Raw genomic sequence first — 26,434 nt, forward strand, 5'->3', positions numbered from 1 at the left:
CGGCCAGGGTAGGTGAGCCCGCCACGGGCCGGGCGGGCGCTAGGGCCCTAGGACCCGGCGGAGCGGACGACCCGGGTGCCGACCGTCACGGCGGCGAGCGCGAAGCCGACGGCGACCAGGACGCCGTACAGCATGGGCGCGCTCGCGTAGTCGCCGACGTACGCGTCGCGGACCGCGTCCACGAGGTAGCGGAACGGCGTGAAGTGCGAGAGCACGTCCAGCCAGCCGGGGCCGAGCGTCATCGGCAGCATCAGGCCGGAGAGCAGCATGGACGGCATGGCGAGGCCGTTGACCGTCGGGCCGAACTCCTGCGGGGTGCGGACCTTGAGGGCGAGCGCGTACGACAGGGCGGCGAGCGCGACGGTCAGCAGGGCCACGAACGCGAAGCCGATCAGGATCCCGGCGAGCGGCGCCCGCAACCCCATCACCAGGGCGGCGAGGACGAGCAGTACCGCCTGGAAGACGAAGAGCGCGGCGTCCCGCAGGAGCCGCCCGAGCAGTAGCGCGAGCCTGCTGGCCGGTGTCACGCGCATCCGCTCGACCACGCCCCAGCTGTTCTCCAGGATGAGCGCGAAGCCGCTGAACGAGGCGCCGAACAGGCTGAGTTGAAGCAGCAGGCCCGGCACGAGGACCTGCCAGGAGTCGCCGTCGGCGGCCAGCGGCAGATCGGTGAGGAGCGGGCCGAAGAACAGCAGGTACAGCAGGGGCATCAGCACCCCGAAGAGCATCTGGAAGCGGGAGTTCAGGGTCTGGCGGGCATAGCGGCGAAACAGCAGCGCGGTGTCGTGCACAAGCATGGCGGTATCCGGGATTCGACGGGCCGGTGGCGGCGGACTGGGGAGGGGGAGGCGGGGGCTCAGACCGCGACCGGCGCGGTGTCCACCGGGGCCGGGCCGCGCCCGGTGATGGCGAGGAACGCGTCCTGGAGCGTGGCGTCGGGTGAGCCCGCGTGGCGCTCCTTGAGCGCGGCCGGGGTGCCCTCGGCGACGACCACGCCCCGGTCCACCACGACGATCCGGTCCGCGAGGGCGTCGGCCTCGTCCAAGTAGTGCGTGGTGAGGAAGACCGTGGTGCCGTGCTCGGCGCGCAGTCGGCGCACCAGTGTCCACAGGTTGGCGCGGCTCGCCGGGTCGAGCCCCGTGGTCGGCTCGTCCAGGAACAGCACGGCGGGCCGGTGGACGAGCCCGAGCGCGAGGTCGAGCCTGCGCCGCTGGCCCCCGGAGAGCGCGGCGGTCTTGCGGCCGAGCAGCTCGGTGAGGCCGAGGTCGGCCGCCAACTCCTCGGCGCGGGCGGCCGCTTTGGCCTTGGTCAGGTGGTAGAGCCGCCCCTGGAGGACGAGCTCGTCGCGCACGGTCTCCTGCGGGTCGACGCCGCCGGACTGGGCCACGTAGCCGATCCTCGCGCGCACGCCCGCCGGGTCCCGCAGCAGGTCGTGGCCCGCGACGGTGGCGGCGCCGCCGGTGGGCGGCAGGAGCGTGGTGAGCATCCGCAGGGTGGTGGTCTTGCCCGCGCCGTTCGGCCCCAGGAAGCCGAGGATCTCGCCGGGCTCGACGGTCAGGTCGATGCCGCGCACGGCCTCCACGGGACCGCTCTTGGCGGCGAAGGTCCGGGCGAGCCCGGCCGTACTGATGATTGCCATGGAGACCACAAAAACAGAGCCACTGAAATTTTGCAATGCCACCAATTTTTCATGGACCCCCAGAACGGCGCCTAGGATGAGGCCATGGCAGAGGGACTCAGGGAGCGCAAGAAGCGGCAGACCAAGCAGCGGATCTCGGACATCGCCACCGGGCTCTTCTTGGAGCGGGGCTTCGCCGCCGTGACCGTCGCCGACGTCGCCGAGGCGGCGGACGTCTCCGTCAACACCGTCTACAACTACTTCCCGGCCAAGGAGGACCTCTTCCTCGACCGGGGCGCGGACATGGCCGACCGGCTCTCGCGCTGGGTGCGCGGCCGCCGCGTCGGCGAGTCCGCCGCCGACGCCGTCCTGCGTGAGCTGCGCGGGCTCGTCGAGGGCGTCTCGCCCACCATCGGACTCTTCGCTGGCTACGCCGACTTCATGCGGGTCATCACCGACTCGCCCGCCCTGCGCTCGCGGCTCTGGGCCTTCCAGCAGGAGAGCCTGCGCGACCTGGAGACCACCCTGCGCGCGGAGGCGGGCCCCGGCGGCCATCTGCCCGACCTCGTCGCGGGCCAGCTCCACTGGCTGCACGCCGGTGTCCTGGCCTGGATCGGCGCCGAGATGGCCGAGCGCCGCGACCCCCGCGAGGTCTCCCGCGAGGCGCTCGTCCTCATCGACGAGATGGAGGACCTCCTCGGCGAACGGGTCCTCAACTACGCCGTCCGCGAGGCCTCCTGACCCCCCGCGGCCCCCCGCGCGGCCCGCCCCGGTGTGATGTCCGTCAAACCGCACGTGGCGTGCGTCTCTTCACCGCCCCACGGCAGCTCACGAGCGCTAGTGTCCGCTGGAGAGCGATACGTAAACAGCGTGTAAGCGCTCCGTCATACGCCAGGCAAGGGGAGTCGTAACGTGGCACGAAAGCTCGCCGTCATCGGAGCCGGACTCATGGGGTCCGGCATCGCCCAGGTCTCCGCCCAGGCGGGCTGGGACGTGGTCCTGCGCGACGTCACCGACGAGGCGCTGACCCGGGGCACCGACGGCATCAAGGCCTCGTACGAGAAGTTCGTGAGCAAGGGCAAGCTCGACGCCGCGGACGCCGAGGCGGCGCTCGGCCGCATCACGACCACCACCGACCTGGACGCCGTCGCCGACGCGGACGTCGTCGTCGAGGCCGTCTTCGAGAAGCTGGAGGTCAAGCACGAGATCTTCCGCACGCTCGACAAGCTCGTGCGGGACGAGGCCGTGCTCGCCTCCAACACCTCCGCCATCCCGATCACCAAGATCGCGGCCGTCACCGAGCGGCCCGAGCGGGTCGTCGGCGCCCACTTCTTCTCGCCGGTGCCCATGATGCAGCTGTGCGAGCTCGTCCGCGGCCACAAGACCAGCGACGAAACCCTCGCCACCACCCGCGAGTTCGCCGAGTCCGTCGGCAAGACCTGCATCGTCGTCAACCGCGACGTCGCGGGCTTCGTGACCACCCGCCTCATCTCCGCCCTCGTCGTCGAGGCCGCCAAGCTCTACGAGTCGGGCGTCGCGACCGCCGAGGACATCGACATCGCCTGCAAGCTCGGCTTCGGCCACGCCATGGGCCCGCTCGCCACCGCGGACCTCACCGGCGTCGACATCCTGCTGCACGCCACCGACAACATCTACACCGAGTCGCAGGACGAGAAGTTCGCCGCCCCCGAGCTGATGCGCCGGATGGTTGACGCCGGTGACATCGGCCGCAAGAGCGGGCAGGGCTTCTACAAGCACTGAGCACGAACACGGCCGTGCTGTCACTCCGAGGGTCACCCCTCGGAGTGATTTCGGTATCGGTTCGCTTACAGACGGCAACTTCCTCACCCACGTGACAGTCAGTTGCTGTGACATACGCAGACGCCCCGCGGCACGGGCGTCACACACGACACGGCACTCTCGGGGAGCGCATATGCACATCAGGGGCGACCAGGCCCAGCTGGTCGTCGGGGGACGCCTCGACGTACGCAGCGCGGCGGACGCCCGTACGGTCCTGCACTCGGCCGTCGACGACGGGGCCGGTGACCTGGTGCTCGACCTCTCCGAACTCGACTCGTGGGACGCCACGGGACTCGGCGTCATCATGGGCGCGCACCGGCGCGCCGGGCGGTGCGGACGCAGGCTCGTCCTGCGCGGCGTGCCCCCGCAGATGCAGCGCCTGCTCGTCGCCACCCGACTGCACCGCATCCTCGCCATCGAGGGCGGCATCGGCGTCGAATCGCTTCCCCGCGTGTGACCCGCGGCCCACACGCGTGACCTGCCGTTCTCGTACGTGACACGTCGCCTTCGTACCTGACACGCGGACAAGCGGCGCGAGCGGTGCGGGACGGCATCACTCGCGCAATCCTCACGAGACTGTGACGTCTCGGGCGGGGCGGTACCCCGCCCTCCGCGGAGATACTGAAGACGGTTTAGGGTTCGGTCCGCCCGACGATTGACGAACCCACACGGGGGCACCGGACCAGTAGCGACAGCGCGGTGTGCCCAAGGCCGGAGGGGGCTTCGCACACGACGCATCTGGGGGGCTTGGACCATGGACCCGACGAACCGGGGACCGGAGGAGCACGGCCGCGACGGCTACGCGGGCCGTGCCGACCACGAAGGCCACGACGGATACGAGGGCCGCGAGGGCTATGAAGGCCCCGACGGCCGGGACGGCTACGACGCCGACGCGCCCGAGGCCCACGACAGCGGCGCCGCGCGGGAGAACCACCCGCCGCGGCACGACGCGTCGACGGGCCCCGCGAGCGCGCACGGGCCCGGCACCCCAGGCCTCGGCACCCCCGCACCCGCGCCCGTGCGCGCCGTCCAGCTCTTCTCCGGCGACTTCCTGCTCACCGTCAACCCCATAGACGGCAGCGAGATAGAACCCTGCCCGCCGGGCGAGCACCCCGACCGCCCCCGCAAGTACACCGCCGCCGAGCGCGCCGAACGCCGCAGGGCCGCCCTGCCGCCCGTGCCCGCGGGCCCCGCCAGGACCCGCACCCCGCTCCTCGAACGCCAGGAGGAGCGCGAGCGCCTGGTGCGGCTGCTCGCCCGCGGCCGCTCCGTGCGCCTGACCGGACCCGCGGGCTCCGGGCGCACCGCGCTGCTCGACGCCGTCGCCGAGGACTGCGCGGACCTCGCCCCCGACGGCGTGGTCCGCCTCTCCGGCTACCACCGGACGCCGACGGACCTCCTGTACGACCTGTGCGCCGCCGTCCACGACATCCGGCAGTACCGCCCCGACCGGGCCCTGCTCGCCGAACTCGTCGGCGAGATAGGCGCCGTCGTGGTCCTCGACGACCTGGAGTTCGGCGGCGCCGCGCTCGAAGAGCTCCTCGACGCCACCCCCGAGTGCGCCTTCCTCGTCGCCGCGACCCCCGACGTCGCCGCGCCCGCCCCCGAGTCGCACCTCGAAGAGGTCTTCCTCGGCGGCCTCGGCCGCGGCGCCGCCCTGGAGCTCCTGGAGCGCGCCGTCGGCCGCGTCCTCACCGACGACGAGGCCGACTGGGCGGGCGACCTGCGGTTCGAGTCCGAAGGCCTGCCGCTGCGCTTCGTGCAGGCCGGGGCCCTGCTGCGGCAGCGCGACCGGCTGCGCGCCGACCCCGCCGCCTTCCAGGACTTCGCCGCGTACGACGCCCCGGACGCGGCGGCGCCCGGGGACGACGTGCCCCTGCCCGCGCTCGCCGACGCCGCCGCGCCCGCGGCCCTGCTCGCCTCCCGGCTCAGCCCGTCCGCGCGCGCCGCGCTGCGGTTCGCCGTCGCGCTCGGCGGGGAGCTGCCGCACCCGGCCCACCTGCCCGCGCTCGTCGGCGACACCCACGCCGACGCGGCCCTCGCCGAGCTCGTCGACTGCGCCCTGGTGACCCCGGTCGGCGGGCACTACCGGCTCGCCGCCGGAGTCCGCGTCCAGCTGGAGAGCGCCGGATACGCCGACGACGCCGCCGCGCACGCGCAGTCCGCGGCCCAGCACTACGCCTGGTGGTCCGGGCACCCCTCGGTCGCCGCCGAGCGCGTCGCCGCCGAGGCGGACGCGGTGCTCGCGGCGCTCACCGCCCTCGTCACGGCCCGCGGCGGGGCGCCCGCCGCCCCGGGCGCCGTCGCCGACGAGCCGTCCGCCGCGGTGCTGCTCGCCCGCACCGCCGCGCCCGCCTTCGCCGCCGGGCTCGACTGGGGCGCCTGGGAGCGGGCCCTGCGCGCGGGCCAGGAGGCCTCCCGCACCGCCGGTGAGGTCGCCGAAGAGGCCTACTTCCACCACGAGTTGGGCATCCTCGCGCTCTGCGGCGGGCGGCTCGACCGGGCCCGCGCCGAACTGGAGGCCTCCATCGGCCTGCGCGGCGCCCTCGCCGACAAGCGCGGCATGATCGCGGGCCGCCGGGCCCTCGCCCTGGTCGCCGACCGCTCCGGCGGGGTGCTGCCCGGGGGCCGTACCGCGGCGGGCGAGGAGGTGCCGGACGCCCGGTCCGAGGAGTCCGCTTCGCCGCCCGGCGGGGTGCCCACCGCCTTCGTGCCGCCCGTGCTCCCCGTGCCGCCCACGCCGACGGCCTCGCCGGACGAGGCCGAGACGGTGGTCACGCGGCAGGCCGCGCCGGGGCCCGCGCCGGTGCCCGGGCCCGCGCCCACCCGCCGTGCCATCCTGCGCGGCACGCGCCGCAACCTGGTCGCGGCCGGGGCGGGCGCCCTGCTGGTCGCCGTGCTCGGCACGGTGGTGACGCTCGGCGCGACCTCCGACAACAACAACGACGGCGGGCGGCACGACAAGGTCCGTACCGACCAGTCCGCGAGCGCGGACGACGACGGCGACGGCATGGGCGCCGACAAGCCGGGCGACGGCTCCTCGCACCGCCCCGCCGACCCGGGCGGGAACGGCGTACCGGGCACCTCCGGCGGCCCGACGCAGCGCGGCGGCAGCGGCGCCCCGTCGCCCACCGGCGGCGACGGCGCGGGGACGAAGAGCCCCTCCGGCAAGCCCAGCGGCAAGCCGTCGGACCGGCCCACCGACCGGCCGACGACGCAGCCGCCCACGTCCAGGCCGCCGACCACGCGCCCGCCGACGTCCCGCCCTCCGACGTCCAGGCCGCCGACCACGCGGCCTCCGACGTCGCAGCCGCCCACGTCCCAGCCCCCGACGGCGCCGTCCTCGCCGAACACCTCGAACTCGGCGAGCGGCCCGGTGACGTCCTCGGCCCCGGCGAGCAGCTTCAGCTCGGCCTCCGACACGGCCCCGGGCCCGTCGACCGCCTGAGCGCGCACGCGAGAGGGGGCGGACCCGGCCGGGTCCGCCCCCTCGTACGTTTTACGGCGGTGGGTGTCAGAACAGCCGCAGCTTGTCGTCCTCGATGCCGCGCAGCGCGTCGTAGTCGAGGACGGTGCAGCTGATGCCCCGGTCCGTGGCCAGGACGCGGGCCTGCGGCTTGATCTCCTGGGCGGCGAAGACGCCCTTGACCGGCGCGAGGTGCGGGTCGCGGTTCAACAGCTCCAGATAGCGGGTGAGTTGCTCCACGCCGTCGATCTCGCCGCGGCGCTTGATCTCGACGGCGACGGTCCCGCCGTCGGCGTCGCGGCACAGGATGTCGACGGGCCCGATCGCCGTCATGTACTCGCGGCGGATCAGCGAGTAACCCTCGCCCAGTGTCTCGATCCGATCGGCGAGCAGTTCCTGAAGGTGTGCTTCCACGCCGTCCTTGATGAGGCCGGGATCCACGCCCAGTTCGTGCGTGGAGTCGTGCAGCACTTCCTCCATGGTGATGATGAGCTTCTCGCCCGCCTTGTTGGTGACGGTCCACAGATGGGACTCGTCGCCCGTGCCCTCCTTGAGGGTGCACGGCGGCGACATCCAGTTGAGGGGCTTGTAGGCCCGGTCGTCAGCGTGGATGGAGACGCTGCCGTCCGCCTTGACGAGGATCAGGCGGGGGGCCGACGGGAGGTGGGCGGTGAGCCGGCCCGCGTAGTCCACGGAGCAGCGGGCGATGACGAGACGCATGGTCGGCAACGCTACTCGACAGCGGGACGGTCCTGCGAATCGCGCGCCCCCGCGCCCGCGCGAGGGCTGTGGGCCGCACCACTTGTCCGGCGATGGACCCGTTCGAACCTGGCCAGTTATCCGCCCAATCTCCTGGTGCCCGCCACGGGCGTTGCCTACCGTATAAGCAGGAGGTCGTCACGCGTGCACGCTGCGTATGCGGACTCCTTCCCTGCCCGTAAGCCCCTGCTGCTCGGGGGTGCGAGAGGAGAACCCATGTCGCTCGACGTCTCACCGGCACTGTTGGAACAGGCCGAGCGAGGCGAGGTCGACGAAGCTGCCTTCGTCGACTGCGTCCGGACCTCCCTGCCTTACGCATGGGAGATGATCAGCTCCCTGGTGGCCCAGCTCAAGGTCGACGGCGGTGAGTTCGCCGACAACCAGACGCCGCCGCCGGACGAGCAGGCGCGCGGCCAGTTGCTGCGCGCGCTCGCGAGTGACGCGATCCGCGGCGCCCTGCAGCGCCACTTCGGGGTACGTCTGGCGTTCCAGAACTGCCACCGGGTGGCGGTGTTCCCCCTGGACGCCTCGGCGGACGACAGGCTGGCCAAGTTCACTTCGATCCGCGGCCAGCTGCTGAACCAGTCGCCCGAACTGCGGGACTGCTGACGACTGTTGCTGCCGCTCCGTACGCGGGAGGTGTTTCAGTACCGGAGCGGCAGCCTTTTGCTGGCGGGGGCGCCTTGAACGGGTGGGCTCTTGGTGGGTTGGGCTTTCTCTTTGTCTGCGGGTTCGTTCTGGCTGGGCGCGCAGTTCCCCGCGCCCCTTTGGGGCGCTCTCGTTTGGGGCGGTCTACGGTAGGTGGGGGAGGACCTCGGTGCCTAGGCGGCGGATGTTTTCCTCTGTGGTTGTCAGGTCGCCCGAGCCCTCGACGAGGAGGGCGAAGCGGGTGATGCCCGTGCGCTCCGCGGTGGCGGTGATGCGGTCGACGCACACCTGGGGCGTGCCCACGGGATGGAGGGCGCACAGCAGTTCCGTGTACGCGAGCGGGTCGCGCATGGCGCGGACCCGGCCGTCCACCGTGACGTGGGCCTCGAGGCCCTGGCGCAGCCAGCCGGGCATCGCCTTCTTGAGGATCTCGGCGGCCTCCACGCGGTGGTCGGCGACCTGGACGACACCCGCCGAGACGTGCGCGGCGGCCGCGACCTCGTCCGGCGTGTGCCCGGCGGCACGCGCGTGCCGGTTCCACAGCGCCACCATTTCGGCCTTCTCCTCGTCGCCCACGTGCATGCCGAGCAGCATCGGCAGTCCGCGGGCCGCGGCGAGGCGGACGCTCGACGGCGAGGTGCAGGCCACGACGATCTCGGGGGCGCGCGGCGGGTCCGGCACTCCGGCGGACGCGACGGCGCGCGGGAGCCGCGGGACCACGGCGACGTCACGGAAGTCGAAGCGGCCGCCGGGGCCGCCGACCCGCGGCTCGCCGCTCAGCCAGCGGAGCAGCAGGTCGAGCGACTCCGGGAACCCCTGTTCGTACGCGGCGAGGCCGGAGCCGAAGACCTCCAGGTCGACCCAGGGGCCGCCGCGCCCCACGCCGAGCGTGAAGCGGCCGCCGGTGGTGAGGTGCAGCAGCGCGGCCTGCTCGCCGAGCGCCACCGGATGAGCGGTGGGCAGCACGGTCACGGCGGTGCCGACGCGCAGGCGCCGGGTCCGGCCGAGGAGCAGGGCCGCGAGGGTGATGGCGGACGGACATGTGCCGTACGGCACGAAGTGGTGCTCGGCGAGCCAGACGCTGTCGAGGCCCGCCTCCTCGGCCATCTCCGCGGAGCGCACCGCGCGGTGCAGTGCCTCCCCATGGCCCTGGCCGGGGAACTGAGCGGCCAGCACAAAGCTTCCTAAGCGCATCGAACTTCCTGCCTCCTTGGCGCCGACGCGGGCACTCCCTCCCACCGGCAACAACGCGTGACACGTGCCAAGGGCACGGCTTGGCGGGCGGATTGGCAGATTTTCTACGTGTCCCCGGGCGGGTTCGCGGGGCTTGGTGAAGGACACGTACCCGGTCCCGCGGCGCGTAGGCTGGATGGGCCCCGCCCCCTGTGCAACCCGTGAGGTGTCCCGTGTCGCCGCGTCGCAACCGCCCCAAGGGCGCCGGAGAGTCCATGCCGGGTCCGGACGCGGAGCCGTCCGGGCGTTACGGCGGCTTCGAGCGCACCGAGGACTGGCAGGGCGAGGACTGGAAGGTGCGCCGGGTCGCGGGGGCGAGCGCGGCGGGCAAGACGTACCGCTGTCCGGGCTGCGACCAGGAGATCCCGTCCGGCCTCGCGCACGTGGTCGCGTGGCCCGCGTACTCCGGCGTGGACGAGCGGCGGCACTGGCACACGGGGTGCTGGAGCGCGAAGGACCGGCGCCGCACCCAGGTCCGCCGCTCGCGGAACGCGCCGCGGTACTGAGGTTCGCTTTCGTCTGCGGGCCGTCCGTGGCTGGGCGCGCAGTTCCCCGCGCCCCTTCGGGCGCTCCCGCAGGGGGCTGCTACAACGCCACGGCGCCCCGACCTTGCTGGTCGGGGCGCCGTGGCTTGTTTGTGTACCAGGTCAGACGTCGCGCTTCTCCAGGAGGGCGAAGGCGCCCGCGAGCGCGCCCGCCGTGATGACGACGAGCAGCAGCAGCTGCCCGCCGCCACCGCCTTCGAGGCTGGAGTCGATCTTGAAGATCTCGGCGAGCGAGCTGATGGCGTTGTACTTCTCCATCTTCTCGCCCAGCTTCTCGGTGCTCGACCAGATGCCGAGGAACGCCGGCATGATCGCGGGGACGAGGACCAGGCCGAGCATCGTGGTGATCGCACCGGCGGAGTGGCGCAGCATCGAGCCGACGGCGAGCGCGAGCACGCCGAGCAGCGAGACGTACAGACCGCCCTTGAAGACCGTGTCCACCCACGAGACCTCGCCGACGCCCGGGCCGCTGTGCGCGCCCGAGGCCACCAGGCCCACGAAGAAGATGGAGCCCGCCGAGACGACGAAGGCGAGCACGAAGAAGACCAGGGCCTTCGCCGCGAGGACCCGGGAGCGCTGCGGCGACGCGGTGAACGTCGTACGGATCATGCCCGTGCCGTACTCGGACGAGGTGACCAGGACGCCCAGGGTGATCAGGCAGATCTGGCCGAGGATCAGGCCGAAGAACGCCGGGATGGTGTACGGCACGTCCACGTAGTCGGCGTCGTCCGTCTGCGCGACCGCGAGCAGGCCGATGCCGATGACCAGGAGCAGGAAGACGCCGAGCGTCCACATCGTGGAGCGGACCGACTTGATCTTCGTCCACTCCGAGGTGAGGGCGTGGCCGAGGTTGGTCTTCTTGATCGGGATCGGCGAGGTGTACGCGTTGTTCATCGCCTGCTGCCAGGCGGAGGGCGGCGCGGGCGCGGCGGGGGCCGGGGCCATCGGCGTCAGGCCGTGCGGCGGGGCGCCGTGCGGTGGCTGCGGGGCGGTGGCGACGGCCGTGGGCTGCGGGGCCGGGGCCGGTGCCTGCGGCGCGGGGGCCTGCGGGACGGTCGGGGCCTGCTGCGGGGCCGGGGGCTGCTGGGGCGGCTGCGCCTGCGGCTGCTGCGGAGTCTCAGGCGTGGTCATCGGGCTTCCTCGCTGTCGCGCTTGGTCATCTCGGGGGAGGCGGGGGCCTGCGGGGCGGCGTACGGGTTCGGCTGCGCGCCCGCGGGCGGCACGCCGGGCGCGCCCTGCGGCATCGCGAAGGGCTGGCCGCCCTGCTGGGGCGGCGGCGGGGCGTACCAGCCCGGCTGGCCCTGCCCCGGCACCGGCATCGGCGGCTGCGGCTGCGCGCCGGGCGGCAGCTGCTCCTGGAGGCCCGCGCGCTGGTCGATCGTCGAGCGGTAGTCCACGGCGCCCTGCGTCATGCGCATGTACGCCTCCTCCAGGGAGGCCTGGTGCGGCGACAGCTCCCACAGGCGGACGTCCGCCTGGTGCGCGAGGTCGCTGATGCGGGGCAGCGGCAGACCGGTGACGCGCAGCGCGCCGTCCGGCTCGGGCAGCACCTGGCCGCCGGCCTCGGTGAGCGCGCCGGACAGCTTCTCGCGCTGCTGCGGGTCGGTGTCCGGGGTGCGGACCCGGGCGAAGTCGGCCGAGTTCGCCGAGATGAAGTCCGTGACGCTCATGTCGGCGAGCAGCTGGCCGCGGCCGATCACGATGAGGTGCTCGGCGGTCAGCGCCATCTCGCTCATCAGGTGCGAGGAGACGAAGACCGTACGGCCCTCGGCGGCGAGCGACTTCATCAGGTTGCGCACCCAGAGGATGCCCTCGGGGTCGAGGCCGTTGACCGGCTCGTCGAAGAGCAGCACCTGCGGGTCGCCGAGCAGCGCGGCGGCGATGCCCAGGCGCTGGCCCATGCCGAGCGAGAAGCCCTTGGAGCGCTTCCTGGCCACGTCCTGCAGGCCGACCACGCCGAGCACCTCGTCCACCCGGCGGGCCGGGATGCCGGAGAGCTGCGCGAGGCAGAGCAGGTGGTTGCGGGCGTGCCGGCCGCCGTGCACCGCCTTCGCGTCGAGGAGGGCGCCGACCTGGCGGGGCGCGTTCGGCAGCTTGCGGTACGGGTAGCCGCCGATCGTCACCTGCCCCGCCGAGGGGGCGTCGAGGCCGAGGATCATGCGCATCGTCGTCGACTTGCCGGAGCCGTTCGGGCCCAGGAAGCCGGTCACGGTGCCGGGCCGCACCTGGAAGGAAAGGTTGTACACGGCTGTCTTGGCGCCGTAGCGCTTCGTCAGGCCGACTGCCTCGATCATTCTCCGCACCCATCGAATGGTTCAGGACGTCGGGGCACACGCCCCCGTAAGGGTTAGGAGGATATCTGTGGACTGACGGTTCCGGCCAAGAGCAAGTAAAACGATGCCCTGGCGTGGTCGCCCTCGACGGGTGTCCGGCCCACCCGCCCACCCGTTCCTGCCCGGCGACCGGGCCCGGCCCCGACCTGGCGGCTTGCCCGCCGTCGTCCTGCTGTCCCGCGTGGGCGGGCTTCTCAGCCCGTCCGGCGATTGAGGACAAGCGCGTTAGCGCGGTGCGTTGAGATCGGCGACGGCTGAGGCGAGCGGGCAGGGCGACGGGAGGGCGGGTGGGTGGGGGAGAGAGCCGGAGTTGGGGCGGGGGCCGGGAGGGAGCGGGGCAGGCTCGGGGTGGAGAGGGCCGGGGAGCAGCGCGGCCCAGGCGACCGCGTGAGGTCAGGCGTCGCGGCGCTTGAGCAGCACGTACCCACCCAGCAGCGCCGCCGCCGTCCACGCCACCATGATGGCGAGGCCGCCCCAGGGCCCGTAGGGGGTGTCGTCGTCGAAGGGGGACTTGACCTGCATGATCTTGCTTCCGGCCTGGTCGGGCAGGAACCGGCCGACCTTCTTCGTGGCGGACACGTTGCCGAGGATGCTGGAGATCAGGAAGAAGAAGGGCATCAGGATGCCGAGGGACAGCATCGGACTGCGCAGCATCGCGGCCACGCCCATGGAGAACATCGCGATGAGCGTCATGTAGAGGCCACCGCCGATGACGGCGCGCAGCACCCCGGGATCCCCGAGGTGGGCCCGGTGCTCGCCGAGCATCGCCTGCCCGGTGAAGAAGGCGAGGAAGCTGGTGGCGATCCCGACGGCGAAGGCGAGCAGCGCCGCCACCGCGACCTTGCTGAAGAGGAACGTGGCGCGCTGCGGGACCGCCGCGAGCGAGGTGCGGATCATGCCGGTGCTGTACTCATTGGAGACGACGAGGACACCGAAGACGATCATGGCGAGCTGGCCGAGCGACATCCCGGCGAAGCTGATGAAGGTCGGGTCGAAGGTGAGCTTGTCGTCGCGGCTGAGGTTGTCGAAGTCGTTCTTGGACAGGGCGCTGATGAGCATGCCGAGGGCGATCGTGACGACGACCGAGAGGCTCAGCGTCCACACGGTCGACGCCACCGAGCGGATCTTGGTCCACTCGGACTTCAGGACCTGCGTCGCTGCCATGCGGTCTCACTCTCCCTTCGGGCGCGGCTGCCAGCCCTCGCCCCAGCCGGGGCCGCCGGGCGCCGGGGCCCCTTGGTGGTCGGCGTGCGCGTGGTACTCCACCGACTCGGCGGTGAGCTGCATGAAGGCCTCCTCCAACGAGGCCTGCTGGGGGCTGAGTTCATGGAGTACGAGATGGTGCTCGGCGGCCAGTTCGCCGAGCTGCTCGGAGCTCGCGCCGTCCACTTCGAGGGTGCCGTTGCCCGCCTCGACGGTGGTGATCCCGGCCTCGTGCAGCACGTCGAGGAGGCGTTCGCGCTGGGGTGAGCGCAGACGTACGTACGACCGGGAGTTGTCGCGGATGAAGTCCGCCATCGAGGTGTCGGCGAGGAGGCGGCCTTGGCCGATGACGACGAGGTGCTCGGCGGTCAGCGCCATCTCGCTCATCAGGTGCGAGGAGACGAAGACCGTGCGGCCCTGGGCGGCGAGGGATTTCATCAGGTTCCGGATCCAGTGGATGCCCTCGGGGTCGAGGCCGTTGACCGGCTCGTCGAACATCAGGATCTCGGGGTCGCCGAGCAGCGCGCCCGCGATGCCGAGCCGCTGGCCCATGCCGAGCGAGAAGCCCTTGGCCTTCTTCCGGGCCACGGCCGTGAGGCCCACGGTGTCCAGGACCTCGTGGACGCGCGAGCGCGGGATGCCGTTGGACTGCGCCAGGCACAGCAGGTGGTTGAAGGCGCTGCGGCCGCCGTGCATGGCCTTGGCGTCCAGGAGCGCGCCGATGTAGGTGAGCGGGTCCTTCAGCTGCGCGTAGTGCTTGCCGTCGATGCGTACGTCGCCCGCGGTGGGGTTGTCGAGGCCCAGCATCATCCGCATGGTCGTGGACTTGCCCGCGCCGTTCGGCCCGAGGAAGCCCGTGACGAGACCCGGTCTGACGGTGAAGGTGAGGTTGTCGACCGCCACTTTCTCGCCGTACCGCTTGGTCAGCCCTTCGAGCTCGATCACGCCGCCACCTCGATCACGCACGGAACCCGATCATGCCGACACGCTAAAACGCGATGGAGCCCCCTGCCACTCGAGGTGGCAGGGGGCTCCATCGCGTTCACCCCGTGGTTGCTCCTATCCGCTTCAGCGGCTCTGCTGTGCCGGAACCCCCCGCGAGATCGGCTCGTCCTCGGTGGGCGTGCCCGCCGCGGCCACGGCGGCGCCGGTGAGCGTCGCGAGCATCTCGCGGACGTTCGTCAGCTGGGCGTTGATGGAGTCGCGGCGGTTGGTGAGCGCCGCGAGCTCGCGCTCGGACTCGCTGCGGATGCGGTCCGCCTTGGCGTTCGCGTCCGCGACGATGTCCTCGGCCTGGCGCTGCGCGGTCTCCACCGTCTGGCGGGCGCGGCGCTCGGCGTCGGTGCGCAGCTTCTCGGCCTCAAGGCGCAGCTGCTCCGCGCGGTGCTCGATCTCCGCGAGGCGCTTCTCGGCCTTGGCCTGGCGCGAGGCCAGGTCGCGCTCGGACTGGTCGCGCCGCTTGGCGAGGTTCGTCTCGAAGTCGGCGGCGGCCTGGGCGGCCTTGGCGCGGGTCTCCTCGAAGAGGGCGTCCGCCTCCTCGCGCTTGGACTGCGCGTCCTTCTGCGCCTCGGCACGCAGCGCGTTCGCCTCGCCCTTGGCCTTCTCGACGATGCGGACGCCCTCGTCCTCGGCCTTCGCCTTGCGCTCGGCGGCGAACGACTCGGCGTCGTTACGCACCTGCTGGGCGGCCGACTCGGCGAGCTCGCGGTGCTGTTCGGCCGCGCGCCGGGCCTCCTCGCGCAGGTCCTTCGCCTCTTCCTCGGCGAGGCGCAGGATCTTCTCGACGCGGGCCCCGAGCCCGGCGTACGACGGCTCGGCGTCGGCGACCTGGGCCTGGGCGTTCTGCGTTTCGAGGTGGAGCTCCTCGATGCGCTTTTCCAGAGCAGTGATTCGGGTGAGAGCGGAGTCTCGGTCGGAGACGAGCTTGGAGATACGTTCGTCCACCTGAGCGCGGTCGTACCCACGCCGCACAAGCTCGAAGCCGTAGGGGGAAGTGTCGCTCATGGGGTTCCTGTCGAATGAGACCGGGTGAGGTGATAGAGGGAATCCTAGGGGGCGTTGCGGCGTGTCATCGAGCGTATGCCCGTTTGATCTGGAGAATGACACCCCTTTTGAGTGGCTAACCGGCAGAGCGCTTGCCAGCGGCAGGGCCGAAGGTCCCGGCCCAGCACGGAAAGGCCTGCGTGGCTAGCCCTCTGACTGCTTGCCACCCGAACGTGTAGCCCCCGCCGCGGCCCCCGCCTTGACGCCCGCGTCCTTGCCGCCGCCCTGTGGGGCCTCAAACGATTCCAACGCCTCGAGCACGTCCTGGACACGGGAGATCTCCGCATTGATGTCCGCGCGCCGCCGGACGAGGACCTCCAGCTCGCGCTTGCCCTCGTCGACCACGCGCTCCGCCTCGGCCCGCGCCTCGGCGTGGATCCGCTCGCCCTCGCGCACCAGCTCGGCCTTCTTCTGCTCGGCCTCCTTCAGCAGCCCCTCGGCCTTCTTCACCGCCGCGATGCGCACCTTGCTCGCCTCGGAGTTGGCGTCCGACACCAGCTCCTCGGACTTCGCCTTCGCCTCGGCCAGCTGCTCCTCGGCGGCCTTCACCAGGGCGTCGCAGCGCTCGCCCGCCGACTTCATGGCCTCCGCCGACTCGCGCCGGGCCCGCTCGTGCAGCTCCTCGATCTCCGTCGTGACGCGGCTGCGGTGCTCCTCGGAGCGCTCCCTTATCGCGGTGGCGTCCCGGCGCGCGCCGACGAGCAGCTCGTCGGCGTCCGTACGCGACTTCTCCACCAGCGTGTTGCCCTCGACCGTGGCCTCGGCGACGATCCGCTCGGCCTCCTTGCGGGCCGCGCCGACCATCGTGTCCGCCTGCGTCTCGGCGTCCGTCGTCGCCTTGAGTGCCTTCTCCTGGGCGTCCGCGATCAGCTTCTCGGCCTCGGAGGTGGCCTCGGAGATGAGCGTGTCGACCTGCTCCGCGGCTTCCGTACGCCGCTTGTTGGCGGCCTGACGCGCCTCGTCCAGGGTGCGCTCGGCCTCCGCGCGCGCCTCGCTCAGCGTCCGCTCGGCCTCGGCCCGCGCCTCCTGCTTGACGCGCTCCGCCTCCGTGCGGATGCGCTCGGCGTGCTGCTGCGCGGAGCCCACGGTCTCGGCCGCCTCGGCGCGCAGCCGCTCGGCGTCGCCGGTCGCGTCCGAGATCAGCCGCTCGGCCGCGGCCACCGCCTCGGCGCGCACGCGCTCGGCCTCGGCCGCCGTCTCCGACGTGAGCCGCTCGGCCGCCGCCACCGACTCGCTGCGGACGCGCTCCGCCTCGGCGGCGGTCTCCGTGGTGAGGCGCTCGGCCTCGGCGATGGCCTCGGCGCGTACGCGCTCCGCCTCGGCGGCGGTCTCCGTGGTGAGGCGTTCCGCCTCGGCGATCGCCTCGGTGCGTACGCGCTCGGCCTCGGCGGCCGTCTCGGTGGTGAGGCGCTCGGCCTCGCTGCGGGCCTCGCCGATCAGCGTGTCCGCCTGGTTCGCGGCGTCACCGCGGATGCGGTTGGCGTCCTCGCGGGCGTCGGCGCGGGTGCGGGCGGCGTCCTGGTCGGCCTGCGCGATGGTGTCCGAGGCCTCCGTGCGCACCCGCTGGGCGTGCTCGGCGGCGTCGGAGCGCATCCGGTCGGCCTCGGCGATCGCCTCCGCGACGGTGTGCTCGGCGAGCGCCTTGGCGGCCTCCGCCGCCTCGGCGGACTCCCGCCGCGTACGGCTCGCGTCCTCACTGGCGCGCTCCCGCTCGGCGTACGCGTCGGCGCGGACGCGGTCCGCCTCCTCCTGCGCCTCGGTGCGGGTGCGCTCCGCCGCGTGCTCGGCGGCCGAGCGCAGGCCCGTGATCTCCTCCTGGGCCTGCTCGTGCAGACCGGCCACGGAGTCCCGTACGGACTGGGCCTGCTGCTCGGCGGCCGACACCAGCTCCGTGGCGCGCGCCTCGGCCTCCTCGGCCAGGCGGTGCGCCTCGGCGTCGGCCTCCTCCACGCGCTTGCGCGCCGCGGCGAGCAGCTCCTCGCTCTGCTCGCGGGCCCGCTCCCGCTCCTGGTCGGCCTCCGCACGCGCGCCGCCGAGCGTCTCCTCGGCCTCGCGGCGGCGCCGGGCCGCCTCCTCCTGCGCGGCCGCGAGGGCCTCGGCGGCCTCGGCGGCGACGCGCTCGGCGGCGGCCGCCGCCTCCGCGCGCACCCGGTCCGCGGTCTCCTGGGCCTCCGTCTTGAGGCGCTCCGCCTCGGCGGCGGCCTCGGAGCGCAGGCGCACCGCGACGGCCTCGCCCTCGGCGCGCGCCTGCGAGGCGTCCGCCGCGGCCTCGTCCCGCAGCCGCTCGGCCTCGGCCTCGGCCTGCGACTGGAGGGTGCGGACGCGCTCGGCGGCCTCCGTGCGCTGCCGCTCGGTCTCCTCGGCGGCCTCGCGGCGCATCAGCTCGGCGTCCGCGCGCGCCTCGGTCAGCGTCCGCTCGGCCGCCGTGAGCTTGTCGTCGGCCTCCGCCCGCAGCCGGGCCAGCTCCGCCTCGGCCTCGGCCGTGCGGGCCGCGACGGCGCGCTCGGCCTCCTCGCGCAGCTCCCGCGCGACCGTCTCCGCCTCGGCCTTGACGGCCTCGGCCTGTTCGTTGACCTCCGTGCGGTGCCGCTCGGCCTCCGCGCGGGTGCGCTCCAGGGTCTCCTCGGCCTGCTGGCGCAGGGACGTGGCGCGCTCGACGGCCTCGGCGCGGACCCGCTCGGCCTCCGCGGTCGCGGACTGGCGCGCCTCGGCCGCGTCCGCCTTGGCCTTGGTCAGCAGCTCCTCGGCGGACCGGGCCGCCTCCTCGATCTGCTGGACGGCCTCGCGCCGCGCCTCGCCGCGGATCTTCTCGCCCTCGGCGACCGCGTCGGCCCGCAGCTGCTCGGCCTCGCCGCGCAGCCGGCGCGCCTCCTCCTGGAGCTCGACGGTCTTGGCGCGGTACTCCTTGGTGTCGTCCTTCGCCGCGCCCTTGAGCTGCTCGGCGATGTCGTGCGCCTCGCTGCGCAGGCGGTCCGCCTCGGCCTCGGCCTCGGCGCGGACCCGCTCGGCCTCCTCGGCGGCGGCGCGCGTGGTCGCGGTCGCCTCCTCGGAGGCCTTGGTCAGGACCTCCTCGGCGGTCCGCGCGGCCTTCGCGATCTCGGACGCGGTCTCCTCGGCGGTGATCGAGCGGGCCTTCTCGGCGGCCTCCGCGATCAGCTTCTCGGCCTCGGCCGCGGCGTCCGCCAGCTTCTGCTCGGCCTCCGCCTTGGCGGCCTCGGCCTCCTTCGTGGCCTCGCCGACGAGGCGGGCGACCTGCTCCTTGGCCGTCCGCGTGCGCTGCTCGCCCGCGGCCTCGGCGGCGGCGAGCTGCTTGGCCGCGGCCTCCTTGGCCCCGGCGACGAGCTTGTCCGACTCGGCCCGCGCCTCGCGCAGGGCGGCCTCGGCCTCGGCCATGCGCTGCTCGGCGGCCCGGCTCAGCTCGGTGGCCTGGCGGCGCGCCTGGTCGGACTCGGCGGCGGTGGACGAGCGCAGCGCCTCCGCGTGGTCGGCGGCCTCCTGGGCCTGTGCCGACGCGGCGTTCAGTAGGCGCTCGGCGTCGGCGCGGGCCCGGCGCAGCAGCGCTTCGGCTTCCGCGCGGGCGCTCTCGGCGTCCGCGGCGAGGCGCTGCCGAGCGGCCTCGGCGAGCCGCTCGGTCTCGGCGCGGGCGGCGGCGAGCGCCTGGTCGGCCTCGGCACGGGACTCGTCGAGCAGGCGGCGGGCCTGCTGCTCGCTGCGGGCGCGCAGCTGCTCGGCCCACGCCACGTTCTCGTTGACGTGGGACTCGACGGTCTGGCGGCGCTCGTTCAGCTCCTGGTCGAGCTGCTGGCGCCGGGAGACGGCCTCCGTGTGCAGCTCGGCCTGGAGCCGGGCCTGCTGCTCGGCGTGCTCCTGGAGGATGCGCTGCGTCTGGGCGCGGGCCTCGCGCAGCTCGCGCTCGGCGTCGGCGCGCAGCTGCTCGGCCTGGATCTGGGCGTTCCGCAGCAGCTGCTCGGCCTGATAGCCCATGTCCGCGCTGTCGTAGGCAGGGCGGGACGCGAGGTTGCGGCGCGCCTCGTGCAGCTTGGCGCGCAACACCTCGACCTGGTAGCCGAGGTCCTCGGCGTGCTGGACGGCCTTCTCCCGGTCGGTCTTCAGCCGGTCCATCTCGGCTTCGAACCGTGAGAGATGGTCGGCCTCAGCCGGTCGTCGGCTGTCCTGGCTCTCGTAGCCCCGCACTGCGCGGTCCCATCCTTCCCCGAGCTCTCGGCTGCGCTCGAGCAGGGGACGCCCCACTCCTGGTCGCAAGTCTTAGACGTACGAGCCTCGCCCGTCCCGCGAACGAGGCCCCCAGGGAATGGTGTCAGATCAACAGCGGAGCTTGGGCTGCTGCCCCGACGCTCGTCCCCCGAAACCCGGACCCCGGCAAGCGACCGCCCAAGGTTCGGACGGCCGCCCCTCACCCTACCGGCCCCGAGTAACGGGAGGTCAGTGCTCCGGCTGTTCGGCGGGCGCGGACGTGACGAGTTCGGTGAGGACGCCGTGGCAGTCCTTGGGGTGCAGGAAAGTGATGCGCGACCCCATCGAACCGATGCGCGGCTGCTCGTACAGCACGCGCACGCCCTTGTCGCGGATGGCCTCCGCGTCGCCGTCGACGTCGGCGGTGCCGAAGGCGATGTGGTGCACGCCCTCGCCGTTCTTGGCCAGCCACTTGCCGACCGCCGAGTCCTCCCGGATCGGCTCCAGGAGCTGGAGGTAGGAGGCGCCGCCGTCCGAGGTCTCGTTGATCTTCAGCATGGCCTCGCGCACCCCCTGTTCCTCGTTGACCTCGGTGTGGAACACCTCGAAGCCGTACGTCGCGCGATAGAACTCGACCGTCGCGTCGAGGTCCTTGCAGGCGATCCCGATGTGATCAATTCGCGTCAGCATGGTTCAAGTGCAGCGCCTGCGGCCGTGATTACGCAACGTGCGCGCGATCACACCCGCCTCCCGGTGACGGGCGCCGTACCGCTCAGTACATTCAGGTAAACCCTCGTTCACATCTCCTCAGCTCCCCAGCTGGAAGGGGCCGTGCCACATGTCTGGAACGACCGGAACCACCTCAGTGATCGTCGCGGGCGCGCGCACGCCCATGGGGCGACTGCTCGGCTCTCTCAAGTCCTTCACCGGCGCCGACCTGGGCGGATTCGCGATCAAGGCGGCCCTCGACCGGGCGGGCATCGGCGGCGACCAGGTGCAGTACGTGATCATGGGGCAGGTCCTGCAGGCCGGGGCGGGGCAGATCCCGGCGCGCCAGGCCGCGGTCAAGGCGGGCATCCCCATGAACGTCCCCGCGCTCACCGTGAACAAGGTGTGCCTCTCCGGTCTCGACGCCATCGCGCTCGCGGACCAGCTGATCCGCGCCGGTGAGTTCGACATCGTGGTCGCGGGCGGCCAGGAGTCGATGACCAACGCCCCGCACCTGCTCCCCAAGTCGCGCGAGGGCCACAAGTACGGCGCGATCGAGATGCTCGACGCGATGGCGCACGACGGCCTCACCGACCCCTTCGAGTCCATCGCCATGGGCGAGTCGACCGAGAAGCACAACACCCGCCTCGGCATCCGGCGCCCCGAGCAGGACGAGATCGGCGCCCTGTCGCACCAGCGCGCGGCCGCCGCCCAGAAGAACGGCGTGTTCGACGCCGAGATCACGCCCGTCGAGGTGCCGCAGCGCAAGGGCGACCCGGTGCTCGTCGCCAAGGACGAGGGCATCCGGGCCGAGACCACCGTCGAGACGCTCGGCAAGCTGCGCCCCGCCTTCGGCAAGGACGGCACGATCACGGCGGGCACCGCCTCGCAGATCTCCGACGGCGCCGCGGCCGTCGTCGTCATGAGCAAGGCCAAGGCCGAGGAGCTCGGCCTCGCGTGGATCGCCGAGATCGGGGCACACGGCAACGTGGCCGGGCCGGACAACTCCCTGCAGTCCCAGCCGTCCAACGCGATCCTGCACGCCCTGAAGAAGGAGGGCCTGGGCGTCGACGACCTCGACCTCATCGAGATCAACGAGGCGTTCGCGGCCGTCGCGGTCCAGTCAATGAAGGACCTCGGGGTGTCCACGGAAAGGGTGAACGTCAACGGCGGCGCCATTGCCCTGGGGCACCCGATCGGGATGTCCGGCGCGCGGCTCGTCCTGCACCTGGCCCTGGAGCTCAAGCGGCGCGGCGGCGGCGTCGGCGCGGCCGCGCTGTGCGGCGGCGGCGGGCAGGGCGACGCGCTCATCCTGAAGGTCTCCAAGAGCTGAGGCCCGCGCGCCCCCGGCACATCCTCGTCGTATCCCTTTCGCATCCCCTCGTGTCCTCGGAGACGTACGTACGGAACGGAGCCGCAATGCAAGACGTCCCCTCCCTGGTGGCGCAGGCCCGCGAGGGCAGGCCGCGGGCCGTGGCCCGGCTGATCTCGCTGGTGGAGGGGGCGTCTCCGCAGCTGCGCGAAGTGATGGCGGCCCTCGCGCCGCTGGCCGGGCACGCGTACGTGGTGGGACTGACCGGGTCGCCGGGCGTCGGCAAGTCCACGTCGACCTCCGCGCTGGTGAGCGCGTACCGGCGGGCCGGGAAGCGGGTGGGGGTCCTCGCCGTCGACCCCTCGTCGCCGTTCTCCGGCGGCGCGCTGCTCGGCGACCGCGTCCGCATGTCCGAGCACGCGTCCGACCCCGGCGTCTACATCCGCTCCATGGCGACCCGGGGGCATCTGGGCGGGCTCGCCTGGGCCGCGCCCCAGGCCATCCGGGTGCTCGACGCCGCGGGCTGCGACGTGGTGCTCGTCGAGACGGTCGGCGTGGGCCAGTCCGAGGTCGAGATCGCCTCGCAGGCCGACACCTCCGTGGTCCTCCTCGCGCCTGGGATGGGCGACGGCATCCAGGCCGCGAAGGCCGGGATCCTGGAGATCGGCGACGTGTACGTGGTCAACAAGGCCGACCGCGACGGCGCGGACGCGACCGCGCGCGAGCTCAACCACATGCTGGGCCTCGGGGAGGCGCGCACGCCGGGGGACTGGCGGCCGCCCATCGTCAAGACCGTCGCCGCGCGCGGCGAGGGGACCGACGAGGTCGTCGAGGCGCTGGAGAAGCACCGGGCGTGGATGGAGGAGCGGGGGGTCCTCACCTCGCGGCGGGTCGCGCGGGCGGCCCGCGAGATCGAGACGATCGCCGTCACGGCGCTGCGGGAGCGGATCGCGGATCTGCACGGGGACGTGCGCCTCGGTGCGCTCGCGGAGCGGATCGTCGCGGGTGACCTCGACCCGTACGCGGCCGCGGACTCCCTGGTGGAGGGCCTGACGGCGGGCTAAGCGGTCTTGTGGAAGTGTGGTGCGGTTCGGCAGCGCCCCGAAGGGGCGCGGGGCTGTGCTGATATGCGGCTCCGCCGCGAAGGGGGTCCCCCCTGTTCGAGCGAAGCCGAGAACTTGGGTGAGCGACCAGCCACGACGGACTCGCGGGCGATCAACGGCACATCGCGGCAATTCCAGCGAAGCGCTTAGTCCCGGGGCCGTTAGGGGGCTTGGGCCGGGGGAGGGGAACCCCGCCGCGGGGGACGGCGGGGTGGTGTGTGCGGCGCGGGGCTCCGCGCCGGGGGGTCAGTCGTCCAGGGGGCCGGGGGTGACCTTGGCGGAGCTGAGGTCCACGAGCCAGTGGGTCTCGGCGCCCTTGGCGGAGACCGTCTCCACCTCCCAGGCACCCTTGCCGCGGGCCTCGTCCTCCAGGTCCACCGACGTCACCGTGCCCTTGCCCGCGGCGGCCTTCGCCGCGTCGGCCGCGGAGACCGAGGAGCCCTTCAGCGCGGCCTCGGCCTCGGCTCCGTCCTCGGCGTCCTTCTCGGTGTGGGAGCCGAGCACCTTGCCCGTACCCGGGTCGACGTGCACGCTGTGCCAGGTGGAGCCGTCCTTGCCGAGGACGTCGACGTCCCAGACCAGGCCGCCGTCGTCGGAGTCCAGCTCGGCGGAGACGGCGGTGCCGCTCGCGGACCTGAGCGCGGCGGCGATCGCGTCAGCGGCGCTCACCTTGGCGGCCTTGGCCTCGGCGGCGTCGCGAGCGTCCTCGTCCCGGTCGTCCCGGTCGTCCCTGTAGTCCCGGTCGTCCCTGTCGTCCGTGTCGTCGTCGTAACGGTCGTCGTCGTATCGGTCGTCGCCCCGGACCTCCGTGCCCCGCGCCCCGCCGTCGTCCTTCAGCTGGACGCTCGACTTCCGCGCCGACGACGCCGAGGAGCCCTCGCCGTCGCCGCTGAGCGCGAAGGTCGTGGCCGTCCCGCCGCCGATGAGTGCGGCGGCCGCGACGGTGGCGATGACGATGTTGCGCTTCATGAGGGTGTCCTCCCGAGTGGCTGGCCCCGCCGTACCGGGGCCGTCCGTTCCGATGGGAAACACGCTGCCTGAACGTTCCTGAAGCCCTCCTGAAGACACCTGAAGATTTCTTCAGCCGGGCTCCGGCATCCTGAGGGCATGCGTCTGTTGATCGTCGAGGACGAGAAGCGTCTGGCCCTGTCCCTGGCCAAGGGCCTGACCGCCGAGGGCTACGCCGTCGACGTCGTCCACGACGGCGCCGACGGTCTGCACCGCGCCACGGAGGGCACGTACGACCTGGTCATCCTGGACATCATGCTGCCGGGCATGAACGGCTACCGGGTCTGCTCCGCCCTGCGCGCCGCGGGCAACGACGTACCGATCCTGATGCTGACCGCCAAGGACGGCGAGTACGACGAGGCCGAGGGCCTGGACACGGGCGCGGATGACTACCTCACCAAGCCCTTCAGCTACGTCGTCCTGGTCGCCCGCGTGAAGGCGCTGCTGCGCCGCCGCGCCGCGGCCCCGTCGCCCGTGCACCGGATCGGCGAGCTGCGGATCGACACGGCCGCGCGCCGCGTCGTCCGCGAGGGGGCGGCCGGGAGCACCGAGGTCGCCCTGACGGCGAAGGAGTTCGCGGTCCTGGAGCAGCTGGTGCTGCGCCCGGGCCAGGTGGTGTCCAAGGCGGAGATCCTGGAGCACGTCTGGGACTTCGCGTACGAGGGCGATCCGAACATCGTCGAGGTGTACGTCAGCACGCTGCGCCGCAAGCTGGGCGCACCGCTGATCAAGACGGTCCGCGGCGCCGGCTACCGCCTGGAGGCCCCGCGATGAGCCGCCGCTTCCGCCCCTTCGCCTCGGTGCGCGCCCGCGCGACCGCGGGGGCGACGGTCGTCGTGGCCCTCGCCCTGGTCGCCGCGGGCGCCGCCGTGCTGCTCGCGCTCCGGTCCAGCCTCGTCGACCAGACCGACGCGCAGGCCGAGTCCGCCGCCCGGAAGGTGGCGTCCGAGCTGGCCACGGGCCTGTCGTACGACAAGCTCGACCTGTCCGACGACGACCGTCCCGTACGGGTCCTGGACGCGGACGGGCGGGTCGTCGCGCACACCGAGGACCTGGAGCGGCTGTCCGGCGAGCGCGTCAGGGACGTGCGGCCCGAGCCGAAGGCCCCTTCCACCGCGCCCGGCTCCAAGGACTCCGACGACCCGGACGGCTCGGATGACCCGGATGACTCGGACGACCTGGATGACTCAGACGATCCGGACGACGCCGCGGAGGACAAGGAAGAGGCCGCGGAGGAGGCCGCCGAGGACGCCGCCGAGAAGGCGAAGGGCTCCGAGGACTCCGACGACGGCTCGGACGACCGTTCCGACGACGACTCCCTCAAGCCCGGTGAGATCGACGACGAGACCCGCGTCACCGAGCGCTCCGCGACCGTCGACGGCGACACGACGGAGTACCGCTTCGCCGCCGTCCGCGTGAACACGGAGTCGAAGGGTGAGCTGACCGTCGACGCGGGTGCCCCGTTGACCACCGAACGCAGCGCCGTCACCACCGCGCTGACCGCGATGCTGATCGGCTTCCCCGTGCTTCTCGCGGTGATCGCGGCCGTGACCTGGCTGGTCACGCGCCGCGCGCTGCGGCCGGTCGACGCGATCCGCGGGGAGATGGCCGCCATCACCGCGTCCGAGGACCTGGCGCGGCGGGTGCCCGAGCCGGACACGCACGACGAGATCGCGCGCCTGGCCCGCACCACCAACGAGACGCTCGCCGCCCTCCAGGCCTCCGTGGAGCGGCAGCGCCGCTTCGTCGCCGACGCCTCGCACGAGCTGCGCAGCCCCATCGCCTCGCTGCGCACCCAGCTCGAAGTGGGCGCCGCGCACCCGGAGTTGCTGGACGTGGCGGGCGCCGTCGAGGACACCGTGCGGCTCCAGGAGCTGGCCGCCGACCTGCTGCTGCTCGCCCGTCTGGACGCCGGGGAGAAGCCGGGGCAGGGCCGGGTGGAGCTCGCGGCCCTGGCCCGTGAGGAGCTGTCGCAGCGCCCGGCGGACCGCGTCCCGGTCACGACGGCGCTGGAGAGCGTCGAAGTGGCCGGATCCCGTGGGCAGTTGGCCCGCGTCCTCGGCAATCTGGTGACCAACGCCCAGCGGCACGCCAGGGCGCGGATCACGGTCGCCACCCGGACCGAGGGGGCCTGGGCGGTCCTGGAGGTGGCCGACGACGGGAGCGGGGTGCCGGCGGCGGAGCGCGAGCGGATCTTCGAGCGGTTCGTGCGCCTGGATGACGCGCGGAGCCGGGACGAGGGCGGTGCGGGCCTCGGTCTCGCCATCGCACGCGACGTGGCCGCGCGCCACGGCGGCACCCTCACGGCCGACGAGGCCCCTGGCGGCGGCGCCCGGTTCGTCCTGCGCCTGCCGCAAGCGCGCCCTGAAGGGGCGCGGGGAACTGCGCGCTCAGCCGACGACCACCGGCACTGAGCGACACCCGAGCCAAGCCCCCCTGGATCCGCCAAGGCACAGCGGCA

22 protein-coding genes are annotated in these 26,434 nt (G+C 73.1%); 10 read left to right on the forward strand and 12 right to left on the reverse strand.

The features are described 5' to 3' along the window. Nucleotides 1-47: 47 nt before the first annotated feature. Both ACIG3E_RS18300 and ACIG3E_RS18305 read right to left on the reverse strand, forming a co-directional pair. Nucleotides 48-797, reverse strand: a complete 750-nt coding sequence (locus ACIG3E_RS18300) for an ABC transporter permease (RefSeq protein WP_399617056.1) — start codon at nt 795-797, stop codon at nt 48-50. A 59-nt stretch (nt 798-856) separates the two neighbouring features. Then, nucleotides 857-1,639: an ABC transporter ATP-binding protein gene (locus tag ACIG3E_RS18305; RefSeq protein ID WP_399617059.1), complete on the reverse strand. Its 783-nt coding sequence runs from the start codon at nt 1,637-1,639 to the stop codon at nt 857-859. 84 nt (nt 1,640-1,723) lie between these two features. Between ACIG3E_RS18305 and ACIG3E_RS18310 the strand changes: the two genes are divergently transcribed. From ACIG3E_RS18310 to ACIG3E_RS18325, 4 genes are all read left to right on the forward strand, one after another. Continuing rightward, entirely contained in the window at nt 1,724-2,359 is a 636-nt protein-coding gene (locus tag ACIG3E_RS18310) for a TetR/AcrR family transcriptional regulator (protein WP_399617062.1), read from the forward strand. Nucleotides 2,360-2,530: 171 nt separating this feature from the next. Beyond that, on the forward strand, nt 2,531-3,379 hold the full coding sequence (locus ACIG3E_RS18315) for a 3-hydroxyacyl-CoA dehydrogenase family protein (protein WP_399617064.1): 849 nt from the start codon (nt 2,531-2,533) through the stop codon (nt 3,377-3,379). A gap of 172 nt (nt 3,380-3,551) precedes the next feature. After that, entirely contained in the window at nt 3,552-3,875 is a 324-nt protein-coding gene (locus ACIG3E_RS18320; protein WP_030361223.1) for an STAS domain-containing protein, read from the forward strand. A gap of 297 nt (nt 3,876-4,172) precedes the next feature. Then, complete coding sequence (locus tag ACIG3E_RS18325; RefSeq protein WP_399617067.1) at nt 4,173-6,866, forward strand: ATP-binding protein; 2,694 nt, start codon at nt 4,173-4,175, stop codon at nt 6,864-6,866. Nucleotides 6,867-6,932: 66 nt separating this feature from the next. Here the strand turns inward: ACIG3E_RS18325 and nucS are convergent, their stop codons facing one another. Further along, nucleotides 6,933-7,604, reverse strand: coding sequence for an endonuclease NucS (gene nucS / locus ACIG3E_RS18330; protein WP_399617070.1), 672 nt, complete (start codon nt 7,602-7,604; stop codon nt 6,933-6,935). A gap of 255 nt (nt 7,605-7,859) precedes the next feature. Here nucS and ACIG3E_RS18335 point away from each other — a divergent pair, with 255 nt between their 5' ends. Then, nucleotides 7,860-8,252, forward strand: coding sequence for an SCO5389 family protein (locus ACIG3E_RS18335; protein ID WP_030685118.1), 393 nt, complete (start codon nt 7,860-7,862; stop codon nt 8,250-8,252). Nucleotides 8,253-8,435: 183 nt separating this feature from the next. On the opposite strand, the gene ACIG3E_RS18340 is transcribed toward ACIG3E_RS18335, so the two are convergent. Further along, nucleotides 8,436-9,485 (reverse strand): LLM class flavin-dependent oxidoreductase, encoded by a 1,050-nt coding sequence (locus ACIG3E_RS18340; RefSeq protein WP_399617073.1) that lies wholly within the window; start codon nt 9,483-9,485, stop codon nt 8,436-8,438. A 212-nt stretch (nt 9,486-9,697) separates the two neighbouring features. On the opposite strand from ACIG3E_RS18340, the gene ACIG3E_RS18345 reads away from it, so the two are divergent. Further along, a complete protein-coding gene (locus ACIG3E_RS18345; RefSeq protein ID WP_399617075.1) occupies nt 9,698-10,030 on the forward strand; it encodes an ATP/GTP-binding protein in 333 nt (110 codons plus the stop codon). A 141-nt stretch (nt 10,031-10,171) separates the two neighbouring features. Here the strand turns inward: ACIG3E_RS18345 and ACIG3E_RS18350 are convergent, their stop codons facing one another. The 7 genes from ACIG3E_RS18350 to mce all read right to left on the reverse strand — a co-directional run bounded on the left by ACIG3E_RS18350 (nt 10,172) and on the right by mce (nt 20,532). Next, entirely contained in the window at nt 10,172-11,014 is an 843-nt protein-coding gene (locus ACIG3E_RS18350) for an ABC transporter permease (RefSeq protein ID WP_399617817.1), read from the reverse strand. Between the two features lie 182 nt (nt 11,015-11,196). Further along, nucleotides 11,197-12,363, reverse strand: coding sequence for an ATP-binding cassette domain-containing protein (locus ACIG3E_RS18355; RefSeq protein ID WP_399617077.1), 1,167 nt, complete (start codon nt 12,361-12,363; stop codon nt 11,197-11,199). Nucleotides 12,364-12,795: 432 nt separating this feature from the next. Continuing rightward, on the reverse strand, nt 12,796-13,566 hold the full coding sequence (locus tag ACIG3E_RS18360; RefSeq protein ID WP_399617079.1) for an ABC transporter permease: 771 nt from the start codon (nt 13,564-13,566) through the stop codon (nt 12,796-12,798). A 6-nt stretch (nt 13,567-13,572) separates the two neighbouring features. Then, a complete protein-coding gene (locus ACIG3E_RS18365) occupies nt 13,573-14,550 on the reverse strand; it encodes an ABC transporter ATP-binding protein (protein WP_399617820.1) in 978 nt (325 codons plus the stop codon). A 123-nt stretch (nt 14,551-14,673) separates the two neighbouring features. Beyond that, a complete protein-coding gene (locus ACIG3E_RS18370; protein ID WP_144320964.1) occupies nt 14,674-15,609 on the reverse strand; it encodes a cellulose-binding protein in 936 nt (311 codons plus the stop codon). A 183-nt stretch (nt 15,610-15,792) separates the two neighbouring features. Further along, entirely contained in the window at nt 15,793-19,842 is a 4,050-nt protein-coding gene (scy, locus tag ACIG3E_RS18375; protein WP_399617082.1) for a polarized growth protein Scy, read from the reverse strand. Nucleotides 19,843-20,091: 249 nt separating this feature from the next. Then, nucleotides 20,092-20,532: a methylmalonyl-CoA epimerase gene (gene mce / locus ACIG3E_RS18380; RefSeq protein WP_030688367.1), complete on the reverse strand. Its 441-nt coding sequence runs from the start codon at nt 20,530-20,532 to the stop codon at nt 20,092-20,094. A gap of 148 nt (nt 20,533-20,680) precedes the next feature. Here mce and ACIG3E_RS18385 point away from each other — a divergent pair, with 148 nt between their 5' ends. Both ACIG3E_RS18385 and meaB read left to right on the forward strand, forming a co-directional pair. Continuing rightward, on the forward strand, nt 20,681-21,883 hold the full coding sequence (locus tag ACIG3E_RS18385) for an acetyl-CoA C-acetyltransferase (protein ID WP_399617084.1): 1,203 nt from the start codon (nt 20,681-20,683) through the stop codon (nt 21,881-21,883). Nucleotides 21,884-21,969: 86 nt separating this feature from the next. Then, nucleotides 21,970-22,926 (forward strand): methylmalonyl Co-A mutase-associated GTPase MeaB, encoded by a 957-nt coding sequence (gene meaB, locus ACIG3E_RS18390; RefSeq protein ID WP_242723199.1) that lies wholly within the window; start codon nt 21,970-21,972, stop codon nt 22,924-22,926. Nucleotides 22,927-23,211: 285 nt separating this feature from the next. Here meaB and ACIG3E_RS18395 read toward each other — a convergent pair whose 3' ends face one another. Beyond that, entirely contained in the window at nt 23,212-23,934 is a 723-nt protein-coding gene (locus tag ACIG3E_RS18395) for a PepSY domain-containing protein (RefSeq protein ID WP_399617088.1), read from the reverse strand. Nucleotides 23,935-24,072: 138 nt separating this feature from the next. Here ACIG3E_RS18395 and ACIG3E_RS18400 point away from each other — a divergent pair, with 138 nt between their 5' ends. After that, nucleotides 24,073-24,747: a response regulator transcription factor gene (locus ACIG3E_RS18400; protein ID WP_399617091.1), complete on the forward strand. Its 675-nt coding sequence runs from the start codon at nt 24,073-24,075 to the stop codon at nt 24,745-24,747. Then, entirely contained in the window at nt 24,744-26,387 is a 1,644-nt protein-coding gene (locus ACIG3E_RS18405; RefSeq protein ID WP_399617093.1) for a sensor histidine kinase, read from the forward strand. Before ACIG3E_RS18400 ends, ACIG3E_RS18405 begins: the two co-directional genes overlap by 4 nt. The last annotated feature ends 47 nt before the right edge of the window (nt 26,388-26,434 follow it).

It is taken from the genome of Streptomyces sp. NPDC053474 (assembly GCF_044544845.1).
Classification (GTDB): domain Bacteria; phylum Actinomycetota; class Actinomycetes; order Streptomycetales; family Streptomycetaceae; genus Streptomyces.